The following is a 20,309-nucleotide window of genomic DNA, read 5'->3' on the forward strand; positions in this document are numbered from 1 at the left end:
CCAAATAAAAAAACACTCAGCTACCTAACGCAAAAAATCTCTCAAACCCTCATTCCTCCGTGTCCTCTGTGCCTCTGTGGTTCGTTTATTAGGGTAATTTATTTCTTGGAAGTCCCTAAGACTATTCTTACTTTCTGACTCCTGCTAATATGTCCCAACTTCAACGCATTACTGTTCATCCCCAACAACTTCAAGCTAACAAACTTGTATTAACACCTCAACAACAACATTATTTGCTGCGGGTATTGCGCTTGCGAGATAGTGATAAATTTATTGTGATGGATGGTATGGGGAAATGGTGGTTAGCGCAGTTACAAGGGGAACAAGGAGAGATTTTAGAACCGCTGGAGGTAAAAACTGAATTACCTGTGGCTATTACCTTGATGATGGCATTACCCAAAGGCAATGGATTTGATGAAATTGTCCGGTGTTGTACTGAGTTAGGGGTAACTTGTATTGCACCTATTTTGAGCGATCGCACCCTATTAAATCCCAGCCCCCAAAAACTAGAACGTTGGCAGCGTATAGCCTCAGAAGCCGCTGAACAGTCAGAACGGGCTGTAGTTCCCACCATCCTCCAACCAGTAGCTTTCAACACTGCCATCAAAGAAAATATTGCCACTCATCGTTATATCTGTGAAGCTCGTGGAGATTATCCTCATTTACAGCAGATAATCAATAAAACTGCAAATGAGATCATTATTGCCATTGGCCCAGAAGGAGGTTGGACAAATCAAGAAATAGAAATAGCCATAGAATCAGGATTTCAGCCCATTTCCTTGGGTCGTCGGATTCTTCGCGCAGTCACCGCACCCATAGTTGCCATATCTTTAATAGCCGCAAATTTTGAATGATATCTTGGAAACCATCAAAACAACACCTGATTATTTTTACCCGCTACCCAGAACCAGGGACAACAAAAACCCGGTTAATACCTGCTTTGGGTGAAGTTGGTGCTGCTAACTTGCACAAACAAATGACCGAACATACTATTTTTCAGGTCAAAGAACTGCAAAAGACCACCAGAGTATCCGTAGAAGTGCGGTTTACAGGTGGTAATTTGGAAAAAATGCAAAATTGGTTAGGAAATGATTTAAAATATCAATCTCAGGGCGAAGGAGATTTGGGAGCAAAAATGGAGCGATCGCTCATCAATGCGTTTAATCAAAAAGCAGAACGAGTCATCATCATTGGTACAGACTGCCCTGATCTAAACTCGCAAATTTTAACAACCGCCTTCGAGGAATTAAAAGTTTGTAATCTTGTCCTGGGTCCTGCCCTAGACGGTGGTTATTATTTAATTGGGTTACAACAACCAATAGCAGAATTATTTACAAATATTTCCTGGGGAACCGCTCAAGTATTTGTAAAAACAGTAGAAATTGCCCAGAAGTTAAACTTATCAATGAGCTATCTGCAAACTTTAGCGGATATTGATCGTCCAGAGGATCTTAACCCCACTTTCTGATGTTATGAGGTACACTTTCCTATCGCAAAACCTGTAGGGGCGCAGGGTCTGCGCCCTCCACTGTATTTCATGAAACCGAGAATTGCTGTAACACCTAAACTGTTTTACTTGACAAATTCTTGTCATTCATTCAGGGAAAAACTTGATACACTAATCTTTATCAAACATTCTCCTAAATTCTGATTTTAAAAAAACTATGTTTAAATTCCCGCAAGCATTACCCGTACTAGGCTTACCAGTGCATATAATGAATAATTATCCAAACTGGTTATTAGATTGCTTAAAAGCAGGTCAAGGGACTCATGTCGTCACCCTCAATGCCGAAATGACTATGCAAGCAGAGCGCAATCTCCCATTAGCAAAAATCATTAAAAATGCTGAATTAGTTATTCCCGACGGCGCAGGAGTAGTTCTCTATTTACAATATTTATTAGGACAAAAAGTGCAACGGTTTCCCGGAATTGAATTAGCAGAAAGCCTTTTACAAATAATAGATCAAGAACAAACATCTGCTTCAATATTTTTCTATGGAGGCGCACCAGGAATAGCCGAAAAAGCAGCAGATTTATGGCAAAAACAACTTCCCACTCTCAAAATATCCGGCACACATTCTGGTTATCATTCCCCAGCAGAAGAACAACAGTTATTGCAAACTCTGACTCAACTACAGCCACAAGTAATATTTGTTGGTTTGGGAGTACCACGTCAAGAATTATGGATTGCTGAACACCGTCATTTGTGTCCTCACTCCATTTGGGTAGGTGTTGGTGGTAGTTTTGATATTTGGTCAGGTGGAAAAACTCGCGCCCCCCGTTGGTTAGCAAATAATAACTTAGAATGGCTATATAGACTATATCAAGAACCTTGGCGCTGGCAACGAATGTTAGCCTTACCAGAGTTCGTTTACAAATCCTTGATTTATCGTTGGACTAGGAAAGATGTTAATCGTTGGGAGTTCTGAGTGCAACGGTAATAGGGTTCTTTTTAGGAACTACGGTCAGAAACGGTAAGTTCTACCGAGATTGTCTGTGGAGCGGGCAAACAAGATTGGAAGTCATTCTAAGACCGCGATGAAGCAGGAAATAAACACTAAGATTATCGCTGTCCAGATGTGTCTAGACTTTGGTAATTTTGGGTAAGTTTTATAGAACGGAAACAGTTCGCAACGTAGGGGCGCAGGGTCTGCGCCCAGAATTCGGTAACAACAACAATGAGAAATCTGTAATGTACCAAATTATTGATAATGGTGCGTTACGCTGTCGCTAACACACCCTACTAAAAAATTTTTGCATATTTTGCACAAATGCTACAGTGTTTTCTAGATGAATATTATGTGCAATTTGATCAATTATTTGTAATTTAACAAAGTTACATTTTTTGGTAACTTCCATATTAATTTTCATAAATTTTTCATCTTCCTCACCAACTAATAATAATAGAGGAATAGTATTTTTAGGTAGAAATTCCCATAAACTAGGTTGAGAACCTGTTCCCATAAATTGCAGTGATTTAACTAAATTTAGCGGATTATTTGCTAATCTACTGGCTATCATAGATTGGTATTGTGGATGATTTTTAATATCCCCAAAAATTGGCTGTTGATACCAATTATGGAGAAAGTAATCAAAATCATCTTTATTTGTCATTCTCGTTAATTTTTTGGCTATTTGAGCATCACTTTTAATTCTAGCCAACCTTGCGGTTTCTGTGGCTAAACCAGGAGAAGCAGATTCTAGGATAACTTTAATAAATCTTTGGGGAAAATACAGAGTCAGATATAAGGCTAATCTTCCTCCCATTGAGTAACCAATTAAATAACACTGGTCAATTTTTAATTGATCTAATAATTGGATAATCGCTGCGGCTGTAGATGCCATTGTATAACATTCATCATCTAAAACATGAGTTTTGCCATGTCCCGGTAAATCAATGGTAAGATGGGAAAAATCATCAACTAGTAGTTTTATGGCTTGATCAAATTCATAAATATTCCCCATGAAGCCATGTAAAAACAGAATTATTGGTTTGTTTGGTTGATGATTTAAAGAATAGTGAAATTGATATTTATGGATAATCAAGGCAAAAATCTATCTAAAGCGGCTTTTAATTGTTCAATTTCTAATTCTATATTACCCTTTTGGGCGGCTCTACCAATACACTCAGTTAAATGTTCGTCTAGGACAATTCGTGCTACTTTATCTAATGCTCCTCGCACGGCGGCAATTTGTAATAATACATCAGGACATGGCGTATTTTGTTGTACCATTGTCTTGATTCCGCGAACGTGACCTTCTATACGTGATAGTCGGTTAATAATCCGCCGTAAGGACTCTTCACTGTGGACATGAGGATGAACAGAATCAATGTGTGTATGATCCGTATGACTGTGATTGTGGATATGTTCGCCTGGTTCTGATACAGGTGAGGAGTTGTTTGTGATGGGGGTTGCTCCATTCATGAGTTGTTCTATGAATATTGGTTTTGGCATTTTGGCTCTAAGTAGTGAGACAGAATTAATTACACAATGTCATTGCGTTAGCGTTGCGTGGCGTTAGCCATAGGGAACGAAGTGAAGTGAAGCAATTCCAAGGGTTGTGATTGCTTCCCTTCGCTCGCAATGACTGTAAATATTTTTGTCTAATTACTTAATCAATATTTTAGCCTAGAGAGATAGGAATTTTGTATGTTGTTTAACTGCTGCTACTGAATTAGTGACAGATGGGAAATATTCATGTTTGAGCCAAGATTTGGCAAAATCCCCGAAACTTAAATGTGAGTGAAAATGTCAATAAACTAGAATGAGATGTAGATAGATTTATCAAGAAACAGCAAAAACTAGGCTTGTAGATTAGGTTGTGATTATGCGATTTTTTCAAATGCCCCGGTCTATTAGACAACTCAGTACCCATGTGTTAGCGATTTTTATGGGAGTGGTGTTGACTGTCACTTCCCTACGGGTGTTACCTTCAGCAGCAGAACCGGGACCAAATCCTGTCACTGAGTCATTCACACAAGTTGCTCAAAAACCATCTTCTGCTACTGCTGTCATTGGTAGTCATAGTTTTGTGACAGCAGCGGTGAATCGTGTGGGTGCGGCGGTAGTGAGAATTGATACTGAACGAACGATTACTCGCCGCAATGATCCGATGATGGAAGATCCATTTTTTCGGCGGTTTTTTGGTGATAGCTTTCCCCAACAATCACCGACGGAACAATTACGGGGTTTAGGTTCTGGTTTTATTCTTGACAAAAGCGGCGTAATTCTCACTAATGCTCACGTAGTTGATAAGGCTGATAAGGTTACAGTCCGTCTAAAAGATGGTCGCACTTTTGAGGGTAAGGTGAAAGGTATTGATGAAGTTACGGATTTGGCTGTAGTTAAGATTAATGCTGGTAAAGATTTACCTGTTGCTCCTTTGGGTGCTTCTAATAATGTTCAGGTGGGAGATTGGGCGATCGCGGTCGGTAATCCGTTAGGATTTGATAATACTGTTACCTTGGGGATTGTCAGCACCCTAAAACGTTCGAGCGCTCAAGTAGGAATCAGTGATAAACGGTTAGATTTCATCCAGACTGACGCAGCTATTAACCCCGGTAACTCTGGTGGACCATTATTAAATGGTTTAGGCGAAGTGATTGGAATTAATACCGCAATTCGCGCCGATGCGATGGGGATTGGGTTTGCAATTCCTATTGATAAGGCTAAGGCGATCGCTGTACAATTGCAACGAGATGGCAGAGTTGTTCACCCATACTTAGGTGTGCAAATGGTGACATTAACACCGGAATTAGCAAAACAAAATAACAATGATCCTAATTCCATGTTTGCAATTCCTGAAGTTAAAGGAGTTTTAGTCATGCGAGTTGTCCCTAATTCTCCGGCTGCAACTGCGGGTATCCGTCGCGGTGATGTGATTGTACAGATTGATAGTAAAGAAATTACTAGTGCTGAACAGTTACAAGGTGTAGTGGAAGACAGTACCCTTGGTCAGGCGTTGCAGATAAAAGTGCAAAGAGGGAATCAGACACAGATGCTTTCCGTCCGCACCGCTGAGTTGAAAGACCTTTCTTAGTTAGTTTTGAGTATGGGGGTATGCTTCATTCAATGGTGTCAACTTATACTCAATACGGCTTAATTATTTGATTCTGCGGGTAGGGGTAAAGCAAGAGCTTCATTGGTGTCAACTTAACATAAAACATTTATCCCCCAAAGAACTCAAGTCATCTCATTCCCAGTCTCTGACTGGGAATGAATTCTAGAAGGCTCTGCCTTCAATGATATTAGAGGCAGAGCCTCATTAACTGCATTCCTAGTCAGAGACTAGTAGTCTGTCAACCCGAAAATGACGGGTGAAGGCAAGCAGGGGGAGAAGAGAGGCAGGGGGGGTAGGGGAGGGAAGAACAGAAGTTTTTTCCGATCATTACCCGTCAAAATAAATTTGACGAACTACTAGGAACGAGATGATGATAGCGTAGCGTGGCCTTAGCTATATTCCCAGTCTCATAGCAAAAGTTGTCTTTTGATGACTGAATAACTAGAAAATTTTTGAACTTGTTTAGGCTAAAATTTAGTAACCCAATTGGCTTGTTGGGGTACGGGAATATAAATTCCGGCTGCGTCTAAGGAAATTTTGAGACGACGACGGTATTCTCTGGCTACAGTCCATTGCTTGAGGGGCTGAGTTTTGATTAAGACGCGAATCATGATACCGCGATCGCTAAAATGTTCGACTCCTAAAACATTCGGCTTTTCCAGAATTTGATGTTGCCATTCGGGATCTTGACTCATCTCCAAACCCACATTTTCAATTAATTGTAAAGCTTTGTCTACATCAGCTTGATAAGAAATCGGAATACTTAAATCAGCCCGTGACCAGCGGCTGGAGAGATTAGCTACAATCTTGACTTCACTATTGGGAATGGTAATTAAACGCCCTTCTGAATCTCGAACTTGAGTCATTCGTAGATTCAACTTTTCCACCAAACCGCCCACAGTGCCGACGGTAATCATATCACCCAGAGCATATTGATCTTCAAAAATAATTAGAAAGCCGTTAATTGCGTCTTTGATTAAGTTTTGGGAAGCGAGAGATATAGCCACACCGACCAAACCGGCACCAGCCAGAAGAGGAACAATATTTATTCCCAAGGCAATTAAGGACATTAAAATTCCCGCACCTACCCAAATAATGGTGGTGATACTTTTAGTGACACCGGAAAATGTGGATATTCTCAATTGTAGACGTTCGGAAGTTTCTGGAGTTAGTAATGCTCCACCACTAATGATGGTAGAGGTAAAATGATCGATGATAGCATAAGTAAACCGGACTATGACATACGTTCCCACACCAACAATAATTAATTTGATGGGAATTTTGGCAATGGTGAGAATCCCAATTTGTAAGGCTTGGGTAGCAGGAAATAGTCCTAAAATAATTAAATTACCACTGACCCAAATTCCAGCTTGTGCAAGTTGAAATAGTCTGGTTTTAACTTCTTGAAGATGTTGCTGTTGTTGATTAATTAATTTGGTAATGGGTTGATCATCTAAGGAATTAGACTCAAATGATTTTAGTAAATTATTACTTAAACGTTTTTGGAAACGACGGACTCCCCAACTCATAATCATCATAGTGATGGTACTAGCAGTAGCAATACCAACTTGTTGGAAAAATTGAGTTTGCGTTTCTGGTTGTGGTTGGGTTAATGCTGTTTTGATAAATGCAGTTTTGTGTAAATTCTCTGGAGTTTGGGTTGTAGCTTTAGGTATAGGTGCAATAGATATGATCATTGAACCCGTAATAGCTAAAAATTGAACTAGCACTCAAATACCTCCTTGGGTAATTCGCAAGGTTGCTATAGTCTTATCAGAGAAGGATGAAAAAGCCAAAAGTTAGATCAGGTCTTAATCTTACTTATATTGAAGATAAAGGTAGTATCTACTAGCTAATAGGTATTTATGATAAAATATGGCTAATTAAATGTATAATATCTTAGAAATAATATTTTTGAAAAATTTCCTATGTCTCGACCATCTTTTGTGATTTTTGCCCAAAATTACCTTTCTGCACTACTTAGTAATTATGGTAATGTTTTCCTGAATGAACTTATTCCCCGCAACCCTAAATTAAGAGTCTATAAACATCCTTCTCGATTTGGTTGGGAACGTACATATATAGAAACACTCTTTACTAATAACCCTAATATATTAGTTAGTCCCGAAGTGGTGGCGGAAGCAAAAATAGTGGATGTATTGTTTGAACCTGATATTAATAAATCTAGGATATCCTTGGGATTATTGGGAGAACTTACTTCAACTCCCTGTATTATTCAACCTCTACGCTGGACACCAAACACGCAGGAAGTAAGAAACTGTATAAATCATTTTTTAACGTGGACAAGTGAAACTAATGGCGGGATTATTCCTGTAAATGAAACTTTAAAAGATATAGATCGGGAAAAATCGGAAGAGGATGATAATAAAACTCAATTGATCATCGTTCCCTCTATTTTTCCTGACCATTTTCAAGGATTTGGAATTAAATCATCTGCTGTGAATATTCCAGGTGTTTATAATTTACCTGCAATTTTTTCTACTACTATCGTTGTTACAAATGAACTACCTATAGATATTTCCACTCTCTGGTTGAGGATTTTAGGACGGGGAAAGACTCAAAGACAGGCGATAATAGAACTTTTTCACTCAGGTATTGATGATCCGCTTTATACTTTAGCTCGGCAACAGTTACAACAATGGTATCAATTTTTATTACAAGGTGATATTGGTAAAGAATCTCATCTGTTGATACAAACTTTGGCTTCATTAACTTAGAAAATACTCTCACCCCTGCACACTAGCAATTATCTGGCCGATATCCTGGGGAGTTGCACCAGTAGCTAACATTGCACGTATTAATAACTCAATGGAAACAGAATCATCTCCATTTTCAGCATTAGCAATTCTGGGTTGACTATCTTATGACTTACACAAAATATCTCTGAAACCCTCTTTTCTTCGTTTTCTTCGTTCCTTCGTGGTTTGTTCTCTCATGATTTGTACTTAACTTCTGAACTTATCCATGTAATAAAACTAGAGGTTTATCAGTTTTTTCCATATTTTTACTATATCAAATCTGATATATTTCGGCATATAATTGGCAAAATTACTTTTGCTGATAAATCGGGAATCAGTATTTACGAGAAAATATGGCTAGTTGTCAGAAAATATTGTTAAAGTACGTAAAGGTTTATAGACCTGTTTCATTTTTTAGAGGATAATTTTCATGATTGCAACAACTCCCATATTAAAGCACGAGGTTAAAGACCTCGCCCTCGCTCCCTTGGGAAGACAACGGATTGAATGGGCTGGAAGAGAAATGCCCGTATTGAAGCAAATCCGCGATCGCTTTGAGAAAGAAAAGCCCTTTGCTGGATTGCGTATTTCAGCTTGCGCCCACGTCACCACAGAAACTGCACATTTAGCGATCGCCCTCAAAGCCGGTGGTGCTGATGCAGTTTTAATTGCTAGTAACCCTTTATCAACTCAAGATGACGTAGCTGCAAGTCTTGTAGCTGATCATGGTATTGCCGTATTTGCTCAAAAAGGCGAAGATGCCGCTACCTATAGCCGTCACGTCCAAATAGCTTTAGATCACCGCCCCAACATCATTGTTGATGACGGTAGCGACGTGGTAGCAGAATTGGTTCAACACCGTCAAAACCAAATCGCTGATTTAATTGGTAGCACCGAAGAAACCACTACAGGTATCGTGCGGTTACGCGCCATGTTTAACGAAGGCGTTCTTACATTCCCTGCGATGAACGTCAACGACGCAGACACCAAGCACTTCTTTGATAACCGCTATGGTACTGGTCAATCTACCTTAGACGGGATTATTCGCGCTACAAATATTTTGTTAGCTGGTAAAACTGTTGTCGTTGTCGGTTATGGCTGGTGTGGTAAGGGAACAGCCCTCCGCGCCCGTGGTATGGGTGCAAATGTCATCGTTACCGAAATTGACCACATCAAGGCTATTGAAGCCGTTATGGATGGTTTCCGCGTGCTACCAATGGCAGAAGCAGCGCCTCACGGTGATATCTTCATTACTGTCACAGGTAACAAGCACGTCGTTCGGGGTGAACACTTCGATGTGATGAAAGACGGTGCGATCGTTTGTAACTCTGGTCACTTTGATTTGGAACTTGATTTGAAATACTTGGCTGCTAATGCTAAGGAAATCAAGGATGTCCGTCCTTTCACTGAAGAGTATAAGTTGAGAAATGGTAAATCCGTTGTTGTTCTCGGACAAGGACGTTTGATTAATTTGGCTGCTGCTGAAGGACACCCCAGCGCAGTTATGGATATGAGTTTTGCTAACCAAGCTTTGGCTGTTGAATACCTGGTGAAGAATAAGGGTAGTTTAGCTGCTGGTTTGCATTCTATTCCTAGAGAAGTGGATGAGGAAATTGCTCGTTTGAAGTTGCAAGCTATGGGCATTTTCATTGATAGTTTGACAGCCGCGCAAATTGACTATACCAATTCTTGGCAGTCTGGAACGTAAGTCATTAATTAGTTGATTTTTCGGGGATAGGCGTTTTGCTTATCCCTTTTTTTTAACGAACCGCAGAGACGCAGAGAGCGCAGAGGGAGGATATAATGGGATGGAGGGTGTTATTATAAGTTTTTATGTCAGCAAAAGATTTTTTTCACAATGCAGTTAGGTTAGCTTTAGAAAAAGATGGTTGGTTAATTACTGACGATCCTTTAAGATTTATAGTAGATACTATAGAATTTCGTCTTGATTTAGGAGCAGAAAGACTTTTAACAGCAGAAAAGGAAGGAGAAAAAATAGCAGTTGAAATAAAATCTTTTTTGGGAAAATCAGCTATCAGTGAATTTCATACGGCTTTAGGACAAACACTTAACTACCGTTCTGTTTTAAGAAAAGAAGCACCTGATCGTATTTTATATTTAGCAATTAGTTATGAAATCTATACAGCTTTTTTTCTAATACCTGTGATTCAAGAAATAATTGCTGAACATAAATTAAAATTATTGATATTTGAAATTAGCAAAGAGGAGATTGTTTTATGGAAGGAATAAATTATCCTGAATTGGTACAGACTGTATTAGCAAGACATACAGAAAGTCATTTAGCTAAGGGAACGGAAATACAATTAATATTTGATGATCAAAAAAATCACTATTTAGTCATTCATCTAGGTTGGGAAGGTGAAAAACGAACTTATGGTTCGGTGATTCATGTTGATATTAAGGATGGAAAAATCTGGATACAGTGTGATTTTACAGAGGAAGGAGTAGCTAATGAGTTGGTAGAGTTAGGTGTACCAAAAACAGATATTGTTTTAGGTTTTAGATCACCTTATGTGAGACAGTTTACTGATTTTGCATCGGTTTAGATTTTTTATTCAATTGTTGGATTTTGGTAACTTGATGATTAGTTGCTTTTTTGGGGATAGGCGTTTTGCTTATCCCTTTTTTTTCGTTTTGTGTTATGGACTTATTTAATGAACCACGAAGGAGCGAAGAGCGCGAAGGAAGAAGGGAAGAAGAAATAAGATGAAAGTTTAAACTTTTTTGAGAAAATTTCACTAACTTATTTTTTTTTGCAACCCTTCTAAAGCAACAATTAAAAAAGGTGCAGATGGATGATTAAGTAATTTTGCCAAATCTGTAATACCACCTTGTCTTATCGCATTCATAATTTCCTGTATTAAGTTGGAATTATTTTCTATATGTTCAAGACTTTTAGCTGCGATTATCATCTTTTCAGTAGTTGTATTCATTGAGTTTAAAGTGCTTATCTCTTCTAATATTTTCTGGATTTTATCAGCCAGTTCTGTTATTTTTTGTGTTTTTTCTCGATTTACAATCTTATATAGTCTTTCAATTTCTCTACCAATCTGCTTTAATTCTGTATAACCTTGATTTCTGAAATCAAACAAACTTAAAATTACATATGAAGTATATCTGCAAATTTCTGATAGTTCTTGTGCAGTAATACTTTGCCTGAATCCAGTATGAATAATTTTTGAACGTTTATCATAAAGATAAGAAATTCTTTTATAAATAGTCAAGGTTTCACAAACTTCAATAAAATGATAACTACTAAATGCTAGGGTAATTGAAATTCCTTTACACAAAGCATGAGTAATTTTTTCCTTTTCGTTAGAAAATATAGTTTCAAGAGCAGTCCAATATTTTAAAAATGCAATATCAAGATCAAATTCATTTTGAGCTTCTCCAGTCCAATATATCGCAGTTATAATACTACCCTCTAATTCGCTAATTAATTTAGTATTTAAAACAGTTTTATACTCATTTAAAAAAGCTTTTTCCTCTAAGTCATTCAGTAGATTTTCATTAATAATGAATTTATGTAAACTCCTTCTTCCTCTACCTCTTATAGAAGCTGTTGTATTATTAGCAACTTTTCTTCTTAGAACATATTCAGTTTGAGTATACGCTTCAGCCGCAATATTTATCTTTATCATATTGTCTGAAATCCTATCATGTGCCATAACACATATTAAATATCTAAAATAATTTATTAATTCTTTAGATTTATATCTTACAATTTCCTCAGCTTTATCTGAATCACCAACAGATGAACATATCATCACTACTTTATTCAAAAAATTATCTGCAATATATTGTTTTAGATTTTCAGCATATGAAGGATTGATTTCAATATTATTTTCATAGAAATCATTCATTGAATTTTCATCAAATTTGACTACTTTAATATTACCAAAACATATTTTATTGATTTCTTGTAATTCTAAACCGTCTACAACGAAAAAGAATTCATATTCTTTTATTTGTTCAGATATACGAGAAAATATTGCTGTCAGTACATCCTTAGATTCTCTCTTTCTATTGCCTTGATTAATATTAGTAATTTCCAATTCAATTTCTATTTTTAGGCATTTATAAATAGTATGATAAGTTGTTATATCTTTCGTTTTATTATTTAGATAATTAGTTTTCAAAAAAATAGTAATAAATTCACAAAAAATCCAAAAAATCTTAATTGATTCATCATTAAACATCCACATTTGTGAATTAATTATTAAATATCCAAATTTACGAGCTTTTTCTTGCTCCTCAAGGGTTGAGGCAATACAATAATTTTTTCTTTTAATTAAACTATTAATTAAAGTATTCCAAGTGTGATTAGCTTCTTTTTCATCTTTAGGTTTTACAAATTTGAATTCCATATTACTACCTACTTATCCTAGTCCTGCAAATTTCTGTGCAGCTTTAGTTAAAAGTCCATTTATAACCACAAAGCTTGTAGAAGTTCCCCTATCCTTTGCTTCTGCCATTACCTTTTTCCAGATAGTATCATTTCTGGCATCTTCTAAAAAATTATGTCCTTCCCAGGTAATTTTATATACTACAAAACTTGCACAACCTACCATAGAAGTTTTGTAAACAACACCATCAAGTAATTTGGACTCAATCATAATTTCAATATGTTCAATAATCGTAGCTCTATCAAATCCTTCACAGGTAAAACTTTGAATATAAACTCCTGGAGGAGAGGATTCAGTTTGAAGCAATATTTGTCTGACAAGATTCCAGTCTCGTTTCATGTTAATAACACTCACGTATATCTAATTGGATTTTATGTGTATTTTAAGTATAGCACCCGGCGAATATAATTCGCGTCTACACAGACAAAACCCGCCTTCGCGGGTTCAAAAATTTTGTTTTTAGTCCACGCAGGTGGACTTCGTTTGTATAGCCGCGATTTCTAATCGCCAGGGCTTTTTGTAAATACCCAAATTAATATACTATATATTGTAGTATAAATTTATCCCTATGCCAGCTAAAGACATTTACCATAATACCGTTAGAAATGCCCTAGAAAAAGATAATTGGCAAATCACCAAAGATCCATTTGTTCTCAAATGGGGTATAAGAGATTTATATATAGACTTAGGTGCAGAATCAGGTTCGTCAATTTTTGATTTTGATTGAAGAATATGCACTCACTTTGGAGAATGAGCAATGAAGCAGTATCACATTAATATTTTCTACAGTCAAGAAGATGAAGGTTATATTGCTGATATTCCTGATTTAAAATATTGTTCAGGATTTGGTTTAACTGAAGAAGAAGCACTGCAAGAAGTTCTCAAAGCCAAAGCTGCTTGGTTAAAAGCTGCGGAAATAGAAGGTAAACCCATTCCCGAAGCAAGATATAAACCTGTAATTTATCAAATAGCTTCATAACTTCATAGTTTGTAAATTAACAACTTAACAAATTAGGTATAATCTAAGATAAAATATCACTTTAACTTCTTATGTCAGCAAAAGACTTTTTTCACAATGCAGTTAGGTTAGCTTTAGAAAAAGATAATTGGCTAATTACTCATGATCCTTTATCTTTTGAACTTACTGAAAAAGTTAAAGTGAGAATAGACTTAGGTGCAGAAAAGTTAATTACTGCGGAGAAAGATAATCAAAAAATAGCCGTAGAGGTAAAAAGTTTTATAGGACTTTCAGCCATTTCTGAATTTCATACAGCTATTGGTCAGTTTTTGAATTATAAGGTAGTATTAACACAGAAAGATCCTCACAGGATATTATATCTAGCTATATCTGAAGATATATATGAAGGATTTTTTCTAGATTCTTTTATTCAAACTGTTTTACAGACTTATGACATTAAGTTATTAGTGTTTGATGTAAAAAGAGAGGAAATCTTACTATGGAAAAGTTAGATTATCGAGAAATAGTTAAAAATTTCATTCAAAAGTATGCACAAGAAGAATGTGTAGAAGATTCAGAAAATCTCGAACTTGTTTTTGATACAGAAAGGGATGTTTATTTATTATTGGTTACAGGATGGAAAGATGAAAAGAGAATTTACTGGTTTCCCATTCATATTAGTATTAAAGATGGTAAAATTTGGATTGAAAGAGATTTTACCGAAGAAGGAATTCCTCATCAATTAGTAGCGTTAGGTGTTCCGAAAACAGATATTGTTTTAGGTTTTAGATCACCTTATGTCAGACAGTTTACAGGTTTTGCATCGGTTTAACTTTTTTATGTATCGTTCTAATCGCTTGATTATCCCCTAAAATCACAAACCAACCGCTTAAACATAGACACAGAAACAATAGTAGTATTCACTAAATTCTGCGCTTGATTAAAATCAGCATCTCCAGTAATTAAAAAATCCGCCTCTGCTGCGATAGCACAAGCTAAAAACTTTTCATCCTTTCTATCTCTAGCAAAATCTATAGTTACCTGAACATCAACTAAGGAACGTGGATTTATTAACTTACAATTCTTGATAACGACCGTCTAACATTAGTTAGATTACATCTAACAAGATTTGCACTTTATTTAATCCTCATTCCTAATGTAGTCACCAAATCTATAATATCTAACCATTCTTTTCTGACTTCATCTGTCAACTTAAACTTCTTCCGACTTAACACATCCTGATACTCTGCTAAAATCTCCTCAGAAACAACCCAATCACAATTAGGACTATCCACAACAAATTGAATAACATCCCTTGGTTCTCTCCCCTTGAGAACAGCAGAAACTAAAACATTAGTATCAATAATAACTTTCATTCCCCACGCCGATAAGCTTCAATTTCTGCGGCTATATCCTCCTCTGTAACCTCTTCCACACCAGAAATAGCCTGAGTTTTATCAAATAAATTCCGCAACTTATTACTAATTGTAACTTGCGGGTTATCTTCAGCTAAAACAATAATCTCCACACGCTGTCCAACTTGAAAAGGTAAATCAGATAAAACTACCTGCTTCGGGTCTTCAATGGTGATATAAGTCTTGTAAGCATTCATGATTTATTCTGCTATTTATCCTGTATATATTTTATAACACTTCTCTTCCTTTGCACCTTTGCGTGAAATAAAAATATTCATAACTTCTTGATATACTAGAAACATTCCTAAACAATCATCTCATGTTAACCATAACCATTGATGAAATCCAGAAAAACTTCACTAGCTATCTTCACCAAGTAGCAGCAGGAGAAAGTATAATTATCATGGAATCAGGTAAAGCGATTTAGAGCGCCTCATATTAGGCAGTTTACTGGTTTTGCAGAGGGTTAAATTTTTTGTATTCTTCCTTTGCGTCTTTGCGTGAGATAAAGTTTCAATCATCCATTGATTCTGTAAACAAAGATTCCAGATTTCGATAACCACTAACTACACGCACAATTTCAATCCCACCATTAATAACTCAATAAAAAATAACATAACCATCCAAAGGAACACCCTGCAAATCAACCCTAATATATTCATAGCTACGCCCCATATTGGGGAAATTAGCTAAATATTTACATTTTTTCTCAAATTCATCAACAAAACGCTCTCCAGCATCAATATTTCTATTGGCAAAATAATCAATAATTTCTAATAAATCCCGACTAGCTTCTGGAGAAATAATATGTATTTTCATCCTTGTATCTCTCTCGCTTGACGCAACTTATCCCGCAATTGTGAAATCACAACATCTCCATTAATACCTTCCCCTCTATCCAATTGTTCAATAGCAATATCAACCTTTTCCCGTGTTTCTTCCAACCAATTTTGATAACCCTTATCCCACTCCAAAAGTAACTTCAAAGCCTTACTAATTACATCTTCAGGATTTGTATATCTACCCATAGCAATTTGCGCTTGAATAATTTGCTCTAATTCCGGTTTAATTTGGATATTCATGATTTCACCTTTGCGCCTTTGCGCGAAATAAAAAATTATCCTAAATTCAAAATACCTTCTGGAAAATCCACAACCAAACGCAAAAACTTCAACCATTCAGAACCTAATAAAACTTCTGTAATATTATCCCCCACATGAACAGGAATTTCATATTCCTTACCATCCAATATTACCTTACCTAAATAGATATTAAACCTTGATTCACCTTGTGCTGTTTGCATAGGTTCATTACCAAGAAAAACCCAATCCAGTCCATCCAAATCTTGAGTATTAATTGCCATAAACTTGGTAAATCCTGTATCTAACATCGCATCCACAGGTAGATTTAATCCATCAGCCGTAATCAAATCAAGCTCAAAAAATAGCTGCCCCTCACTACCAAAATTTCCCTGAATCATATTCTCCCAGTCGTTCCTGTTTCATTTAAGCAAAACACATAATTCTTAGCCTTTGGATATTTTTCATGGACTTTTTTATGAGCTTGGATATTATCTTGATCAAGAAAGTATTCTCCACTATCTGGTTCTATGGCAATATACCAACCATAGTGACTTTCCATATATTCAGGACGGACACGATCAAAAATTGCCCGACAACGTTGATAAAATATTTCATCTTCTGCTTCTCGTCTAGCTAATTCTTCTGGTGATATAATCAATTCAGGAAAAATTCTTCCTCTTCTTACCACTTTTTTTGATGTTATGTGAGTCATATCATTAACTTTAACTCTATTTATTATCTTAACTTAAATTGTGCTTAATTGCAACTTTTATCATTATTTGAACATAAATTTTAACATGATTTTCCCTCTTTATTTTCATCATTAAAAGCTGCTGCTAACTCAGGACTACTAATAGCTATAGAACTTTCTTTCCATTCATAAATAATAGCATCAATCAAATCCCAAGCCTGATTAGAAGTATCAGTTAAGCGAAAAGCCTCACTCACTTCTTTAATAAACTCTTGCAATTCATCAGCATCAAAAACCCGCAACCAACCATAAGGATGTTCATAACCAATTTCTTGACCCAACAATAACCGAAACGCCAACGATAATACCTCAAAAACCGCCTTACTTTGTGTTACACCTTTCACTAAATAAGCCACATCCTCACGACGCAACAGCGCAAAAGATTGGTCATTTCTAGTAATAGTAATTGGGTGTTCATAAGCCTTATCTAAAACCTTTCCAGGTTGACGATTTAACTCAGTAGCTGTCACTAACTCATCTGAGTAAGCATTGCTAAAAATTGCCATTGACATGATACCTGCGTTTTCCAGAAACGCTGACTTAATATGAATATAATATTACGTACTATTATACGTAACCCTTATCATTTGTCAATAGGTAAGATTACAAAAACCTTTGTTTGGGGTTTCATTTTTTCTTTGCGCGAAATAAAAACCCCAAAAATCCCCATCATTAATCATTAGGAGGATGCCAACTTAAACCAATCCAAATAGCCCTAGCTTGGACAACATCTTCATTATTTAATCGTAAAGCTAAAACCGTACCTCTGCCAATAGCAGTTATCCCAATAATATGAGTACCACCATTTGCCCATTGAAAATGATCTAAGAGACTTCCAAATAAAAAAATGTCCCAAAACTGATGCAAAAATTCTCTCTCTGTGTACTCTGTGCCTCTGTGGTTCGTTTCTTGGGATAATTTATTTCTTGGAAGTCTCTAACCATCTTTGTAGACGAGCATTAAACAAAGATACAGATTCATTCGTTACAGGATCATTAGCTGTTATTTTCGCTCCTTTAAACTCATTACAACGATAACAGCAAGCAGCTAAATTTTCTCGCTCATCATTTCCCCCTAAAGAACTAGGCAAAATATGATCCATAACTAAAGGCATACCTGTTAAACGGCTAGATGTGCGACAATATTCACATCTATAGCTCGCCTCATTAATAACTTGTTGACGAAGAGATTTAGAAATAGATGACACTGGTATTATACTAATTGCTCAAAATCTGGAAGAGAATAACCTTTCCACTTTAAAAGTGCATAGGCATAGGCTTTTTTCAACATTAAATAATCAGCACTCACTCGCAGCGATTTCAATAATAATCTATCAGATTCACTTAATTGATTATTTTGATTTTTTTCTAAAAGTTGTAAATGTAATTCTTGCTGACTTTCTGGAACTCGACTTTGAGCAATAGTTAATAACTCCTCAATAGTTAATTCTTGCATAGCGATTAATTCCCCTTGTAATTCCAGAGGTGCATAATCAATAGCAGGAGGAGCATTAATTTGAATAGTCATGATTTATCCTGGTATTGGAACTATATATATTTTATAACACTTCTCTTCCTTTGCGCCTTTGCTCCTTTGTATCTTTGCGCGAAATAAAAAATTATCCCAAAGTTAAAATACCCTCTGGAAAATCCACCACCAAACGCAACAACTTCAACCACTCAGAACCCAATAAAATTTCATTAATACCTTTACCCACGTTCACAGGAATTTGATACTGCTTTCCGTCTAATATCACTTGACCTAAATAAATCTGAAATTTTGATTCACCTTTCGCAGTCCGTAAAATTTCCTCCCCACTATACACCCATTCTAATCCATTTAAATCTTGTGTATTAACAGCCATAAAACCTGCAAATCCCGTATCAAATAGTGCATCTATAGGAAGATTTAAGCCATCATCAGTAACTAATTCAATCTCAAAAAATAATTGCCCATTTTCTCCAAAATAACCATCTATCATATTGTGCCAGTTGTCCCCGTTTCATTCAAACAAAAAACGAAGTGTCTAGCTTGAGGATATTTTTCCAACATTCTTTTATGAGATTGCATTCTATCCTGATCAATTAAATATTCCCCACTATTTGGTTCTATGGAAATATACCAACCATAGTGACTTTCGATATATTGAGGACGGACACGCTCAAAAATTGCCCGACAACGTTGATAAAATATTTCATCTTCTGCTTCTCGTTTGGCTAATTCTTCTGGTGATATAGTCAATTCAGGAAAAATTCTTCCTCTTCTTACTACTTTTTTTGATGTTATGTGAGTCATATTTTTAACCTCAATTCCAACTAACATTGTAACACAATATATGATATTATCTAAATAATCAATATAAAAGTTTTCTAATATGACTCTTAGCCAATCTCACCCCTATCTTTCCCCAGAAGAATATTTAGAAGCTGAAAAATCCAGCCCTATTAAACATGAATATATCCAAGGGCAAATTTACGCAATGGCTGGTGCTAGTGATGCCCATGTGACAATTACCGCTAACTTAGTCGCCCTTTTAAGAAATCATATTCGTGGTACAGGATGCCGTCTTTATGTCGCTGATATGAAAGCGAGAATTGAATCTCTAGATATTTTCTATTATCCTGATATTATGGTAACTTGCGATTCAAGAGATACACAATTTGAATATTTTAAACGATATCCGAGTTTAATTATTGAAGTTTTATCACCTTCTACAGAGGCCTTAGATAGAGGTGATAAATTTAGTGATTATCAAGAATTAGACACTTTACAAGAATATGTTTTAGTAAGCCAGAATCGGCAAAGGATTGATTGTTTTCGGCGCAATGCTGAAGGAAGATGGGTTCTTTATAGCTATAGAGTAAATCAACAATTAGAGTTAAACAGTGTGAATTTTTCTTGTTCTCTAACTAATGTTTATGAAGACGTTACTTTTCCTACAAATTTAAGTAAATAAAATAAGATTACTTAGCTGGAATGGGGGTTTCAAAGCCTCTCCCCGCACCTCTCCCTAACCCTCTCCTAAGAGGCTCCTAAGAGGAGAGGGAAAAGGAATAACATTTAATACTGGAGAGGTTTACCAGAGGGGTTTATTTATACATTAAAAACTTTTCAAACATTCTCTTAGTTTCATCATTAAAAGCTGCTGCTAACTCAGGACTAATAATAGCCATAGAACTTTTATACTACACACGGGTGAGATTTAAACTTTTGCCAAATGACAAAGAACCCAGATGTGTAGGGGTTTAGCAGTGTTCATAGGTGTCAACTTAAGCTCAAATCCCTACCACATCTCGTTCCTAGTCTCTGACTAGGAATGCAGTTGATGAGGCTCTGCCTCTAATATCATTGAAGG

General features: G+C 36.2%; 32 protein-coding genes. 14 read left to right on the plus strand and 18 right to left on the minus strand.

The features are described from left to right. Positions 1-149: 149 nt before the first annotated feature. The 3 genes from HEQ36_RS08590 (at position 150) to HEQ36_RS08600 (ending at position 2,429) form a co-directional block, all read left to right on the plus strand. Positions 150-854, plus strand: coding sequence for a 16S rRNA (uracil(1498)-N(3))-methyltransferase (locus HEQ36_RS08590; protein WP_168465861.1), 705 nt, complete (start codon positions 150-152; stop codon positions 852-854). Continuing rightward, positions 851-1,468 (plus strand): TIGR04282 family arsenosugar biosynthesis glycosyltransferase, encoded by a 618-nt coding sequence (locus tag HEQ36_RS08595; RefSeq protein WP_168465860.1) that lies wholly within the window; start codon positions 851-853, stop codon positions 1,466-1,468. Before HEQ36_RS08590 ends, HEQ36_RS08595 begins: the two co-directional genes overlap by 4 nt. A gap of 196 nt (positions 1,469-1,664) precedes the next feature. Next, complete coding sequence (locus tag HEQ36_RS08600; RefSeq protein WP_168635947.1) at positions 1,665-2,429, plus strand: WecB/TagA/CpsF family glycosyltransferase; 765 nt, start codon at positions 1,665-1,667, stop codon at positions 2,427-2,429. A gap of 301 nt (positions 2,430-2,730) precedes the next feature. Here the strand turns inward: HEQ36_RS08600 and menH are convergent, their stop codons facing one another. Next, entirely contained in the window at positions 2,731-3,546 is an 816-nt protein-coding gene (gene menH, locus HEQ36_RS08605) for a 2-succinyl-6-hydroxy-2,4-cyclohexadiene-1-carboxylate synthase (protein WP_053541015.1), read from the minus strand. Then, a complete protein-coding gene (locus tag HEQ36_RS08610; RefSeq protein WP_039204850.1) occupies positions 3,543-3,926 on the minus strand; it encodes a metal-sensitive transcriptional regulator in 384 nt (127 codons plus the stop codon). The genes menH and HEQ36_RS08610 overlap by 4 nt, the downstream gene beginning before the upstream one ends. Positions 3,927-4,329: 403 nt before the next feature. Here HEQ36_RS08610 and HEQ36_RS08615 point away from each other — a divergent pair, with 403 nt between their 5' ends. Next, a complete protein-coding gene (locus tag HEQ36_RS08615) occupies positions 4,330-5,541 on the plus strand; it encodes an HhoA/HhoB/HtrA family serine endopeptidase (protein ID WP_168635946.1) in 1,212 nt (403 codons plus the stop codon). Positions 5,542-6,029: 488 nt separating this feature from the next. Here the strand turns inward: HEQ36_RS08615 and HEQ36_RS08620 are convergent, their stop codons facing one another. Further along, entirely contained in the window at positions 6,030-7,292 is a 1,263-nt protein-coding gene (locus HEQ36_RS08620) for a mechanosensitive ion channel family protein (RefSeq protein ID WP_290707364.1), read from the minus strand. A 198-nt stretch (positions 7,293-7,490) separates the two neighbouring features. On the opposite strand from HEQ36_RS08620, the gene HEQ36_RS08625 reads away from it, so the two are divergent. The 4 genes from HEQ36_RS08625 (at position 7,491) to HEQ36_RS08640 (ending at position 10,888) form a co-directional block, all read left to right on the plus strand. After that, positions 7,491-8,300, plus strand: a complete 810-nt coding sequence (locus HEQ36_RS08625; protein WP_053541013.1) for a hypothetical protein — start codon at positions 7,491-7,493, stop codon at positions 8,298-8,300. 451 nt (positions 8,301-8,751) lie between these two features. Further along, the gene (gene ahcY, locus HEQ36_RS08630) at positions 8,752-10,029 is read left to right on the plus strand and encodes an adenosylhomocysteinase (protein ID WP_168635945.1); all 1,278 of its coding nucleotides are present in this window, start codon (positions 8,752-8,754) and stop codon (positions 10,027-10,029) included. Positions 10,030-10,154: 125 nt separating this feature from the next. Next, a complete protein-coding gene (locus tag HEQ36_RS08635) occupies positions 10,155-10,571 on the plus strand; it encodes a XisH family protein (RefSeq protein ID WP_039202650.1) in 417 nt (138 codons plus the stop codon). Beyond that, complete coding sequence (locus tag HEQ36_RS08640; protein WP_039202651.1) at positions 10,559-10,888, plus strand: XisI protein; 330 nt, start codon at positions 10,559-10,561, stop codon at positions 10,886-10,888. Before HEQ36_RS08635 ends, HEQ36_RS08640 begins: the two co-directional genes overlap by 13 nt. A 192-nt stretch (positions 10,889-11,080) precedes the next feature. Here the strand turns inward: HEQ36_RS08640 and HEQ36_RS08645 are convergent, their stop codons facing one another. Next, positions 11,081-12,709 carry a HEPN domain-containing protein gene (locus HEQ36_RS08645; protein ID WP_168635944.1) on the minus strand — a complete coding sequence of 543 codons (1,629 nt, stop codon included), beginning with the start codon at positions 12,707-12,709 and terminating at the stop codon, positions 11,081-11,083. A gap of 12 nt (positions 12,710-12,721) precedes the next feature. Continuing rightward, positions 12,722-13,087 carry a DUF2513 domain-containing protein gene (locus HEQ36_RS08650; RefSeq protein WP_233455490.1) on the minus strand — a complete coding sequence of 122 codons (366 nt, stop codon included), beginning with the start codon at positions 13,085-13,087 and terminating at the stop codon, positions 12,722-12,724. 229 nt (positions 13,088-13,316) lie between these two features. Between HEQ36_RS08650 and HEQ36_RS08655 the strand changes: the two genes are divergently transcribed. From HEQ36_RS08655 to HEQ36_RS08670, 4 genes are all read left to right on the plus strand, one after another. After that, positions 13,317-13,475 (plus strand): element excision factor XisH family protein, encoded by a 159-nt coding sequence (locus tag HEQ36_RS08655; RefSeq protein WP_168635942.1) that lies wholly within the window; start codon positions 13,317-13,319, stop codon positions 13,473-13,475. Positions 13,476-13,505: 30 nt separating this feature from the next. Next, on the plus strand, positions 13,506-13,727 hold the full coding sequence (locus HEQ36_RS08660; protein ID WP_168635941.1) for a type II toxin-antitoxin system HicB family antitoxin: 222 nt from the start codon (positions 13,506-13,508) through the stop codon (positions 13,725-13,727). 71 nt (positions 13,728-13,798) lie between these two features. Beyond that, positions 13,799-14,218, plus strand: a complete 420-nt coding sequence (locus tag HEQ36_RS08665; RefSeq protein WP_168633116.1) for a XisH family protein — start codon at positions 13,799-13,801, stop codon at positions 14,216-14,218. Continuing rightward, positions 14,206-14,538 (plus strand): XisI protein, encoded by a 333-nt coding sequence (locus HEQ36_RS08670; RefSeq protein WP_168635940.1) that lies wholly within the window; start codon positions 14,206-14,208, stop codon positions 14,536-14,538. The genes HEQ36_RS08665 and HEQ36_RS08670 overlap by 13 nt, the downstream gene beginning before the upstream one ends. 29 nt (positions 14,539-14,567) lie before the next feature. On the opposite strand, the gene HEQ36_RS08675 is transcribed toward HEQ36_RS08670, so the two are convergent. The 3 genes from HEQ36_RS08675 to HEQ36_RS08685 are packed head-to-tail and all read right to left on the minus strand — an operon-like array spanning position 14,568 to position 15,318. After that, positions 14,568-14,795 carry a putative toxin-antitoxin system toxin component, PIN family gene (locus HEQ36_RS08675; protein WP_367272406.1) on the minus strand — a complete coding sequence of 76 codons (228 nt, stop codon included), beginning with the start codon at positions 14,793-14,795 and terminating at the stop codon, positions 14,568-14,570. A gap of 47 nt (positions 14,796-14,842) precedes the next feature. Continuing rightward, positions 14,843-15,082: a putative toxin-antitoxin system toxin component, PIN family gene (locus tag HEQ36_RS08680; protein WP_267902182.1), complete on the minus strand. Its 240-nt coding sequence runs from the start codon at positions 15,080-15,082 to the stop codon at positions 14,843-14,845. Beyond that, complete coding sequence (locus HEQ36_RS08685; protein WP_027402910.1) at positions 15,079-15,318, minus strand: hypothetical protein; 240 nt, start codon at positions 15,316-15,318, stop codon at positions 15,079-15,081. Before HEQ36_RS08685 ends, HEQ36_RS08680 begins: the two co-directional genes overlap by 4 nt. 122 nt (positions 15,319-15,440) lie before the next feature. Between HEQ36_RS08685 and HEQ36_RS25995 the strand changes: the two genes are divergently transcribed. After that, positions 15,441-15,548: a type II toxin-antitoxin system Phd/YefM family antitoxin gene (locus HEQ36_RS25995; RefSeq protein WP_367272404.1), complete on the plus strand. Its 108-nt coding sequence runs from the start codon at positions 15,441-15,443 to the stop codon at positions 15,546-15,548. 173 nt (positions 15,549-15,721) lie between these two features. Here HEQ36_RS25995 and HEQ36_RS08690 read toward each other — a convergent pair whose 3' ends face one another. The 10 genes from HEQ36_RS08690 to HEQ36_RS08735 all read right to left on the minus strand — a co-directional run bounded on the left by HEQ36_RS08690 (position 15,722) and on the right by HEQ36_RS08735 (position 19,249). Then, the gene (locus tag HEQ36_RS08690) at positions 15,722-15,940 is read right to left on the minus strand and encodes a type II toxin-antitoxin system RelE/ParE family toxin (protein ID WP_306459842.1); all 219 of its coding nucleotides are present in this window, start codon (positions 15,938-15,940) and stop codon (positions 15,722-15,724) included. Beyond that, on the minus strand, positions 15,937-16,203 hold the full coding sequence (locus HEQ36_RS08695; RefSeq protein ID WP_168635939.1) for a type II toxin-antitoxin system ParD family antitoxin: 267 nt from the start codon (positions 16,201-16,203) through the stop codon (positions 15,937-15,939). The genes HEQ36_RS08690 and HEQ36_RS08695 overlap by 4 nt, the downstream gene beginning before the upstream one ends. A gap of 35 nt (positions 16,204-16,238) precedes the next feature. Next, positions 16,239-16,601, minus strand: coding sequence for an aspartyl protease (locus HEQ36_RS08700; protein ID WP_053541001.1), 363 nt, complete (start codon positions 16,599-16,601; stop codon positions 16,239-16,241). Next, positions 16,598-16,915: a hypothetical protein gene (locus tag HEQ36_RS08705; protein ID WP_027402913.1), complete on the minus strand. Its 318-nt coding sequence runs from the start codon at positions 16,913-16,915 to the stop codon at positions 16,598-16,600. Before HEQ36_RS08705 ends, HEQ36_RS08700 begins: the two co-directional genes overlap by 4 nt. Before the next feature lie 80 nt (positions 16,916-16,995). Continuing rightward, positions 16,996-17,466, minus strand: coding sequence for a hypothetical protein (locus tag HEQ36_RS08710; protein ID WP_053541000.1), 471 nt, complete (start codon positions 17,464-17,466; stop codon positions 16,996-16,998). Positions 17,467-17,626: 160 nt separating this feature from the next. After that, complete coding sequence (locus tag HEQ36_RS08715) at positions 17,627-17,821, minus strand: hypothetical protein (RefSeq protein ID WP_228043854.1); 195 nt, start codon at positions 17,819-17,821, stop codon at positions 17,627-17,629. 52 nt (positions 17,822-17,873) lie between these two features. Then, entirely contained in the window at positions 17,874-18,161 is a 288-nt protein-coding gene (locus tag HEQ36_RS08720) for an HNH endonuclease signature motif containing protein (RefSeq protein WP_234413254.1), read from the minus strand. A 5-nt stretch (positions 18,162-18,166) separates the two neighbouring features. Continuing rightward, on the minus strand, positions 18,167-18,481 hold the full coding sequence (locus HEQ36_RS08725; RefSeq protein WP_053540999.1) for a hypothetical protein: 315 nt from the start codon (positions 18,479-18,481) through the stop codon (positions 18,167-18,169). Positions 18,482-18,572: 91 nt separating this feature from the next. Next, positions 18,573-18,935, minus strand: a complete 363-nt coding sequence (locus HEQ36_RS08730; RefSeq protein WP_053540998.1) for an aspartyl protease — start codon at positions 18,933-18,935, stop codon at positions 18,573-18,575. Next, the gene (locus tag HEQ36_RS08735; protein ID WP_053541404.1) at positions 18,932-19,249 is read right to left on the minus strand and encodes a hypothetical protein; all 318 of its coding nucleotides are present in this window, start codon (positions 19,247-19,249) and stop codon (positions 18,932-18,934) included. Before HEQ36_RS08735 ends, HEQ36_RS08730 begins: the two co-directional genes overlap by 4 nt. A gap of 79 nt (positions 19,250-19,328) precedes the next feature. Here HEQ36_RS08735 and HEQ36_RS08740 point away from each other — a divergent pair, with 79 nt between their 5' ends. After that, positions 19,329-19,910 carry a Uma2 family endonuclease gene (locus HEQ36_RS08740; protein ID WP_027402916.1) on the plus strand — a complete coding sequence of 194 codons (582 nt, stop codon included), beginning with the start codon at positions 19,329-19,331 and terminating at the stop codon, positions 19,908-19,910. The last annotated feature ends 399 nt before the right edge of the window (positions 19,911-20,309 follow it).

Origin of the sequence: Anabaena sp. 54, from assembly GCF_017355725.1 — a bacterium.
GTDB classification, from domain to species: domain Bacteria; phylum Cyanobacteriota; class Cyanobacteriia; order Cyanobacteriales; family Nostocaceae; genus Dolichospermum; species Dolichospermum heterosporum.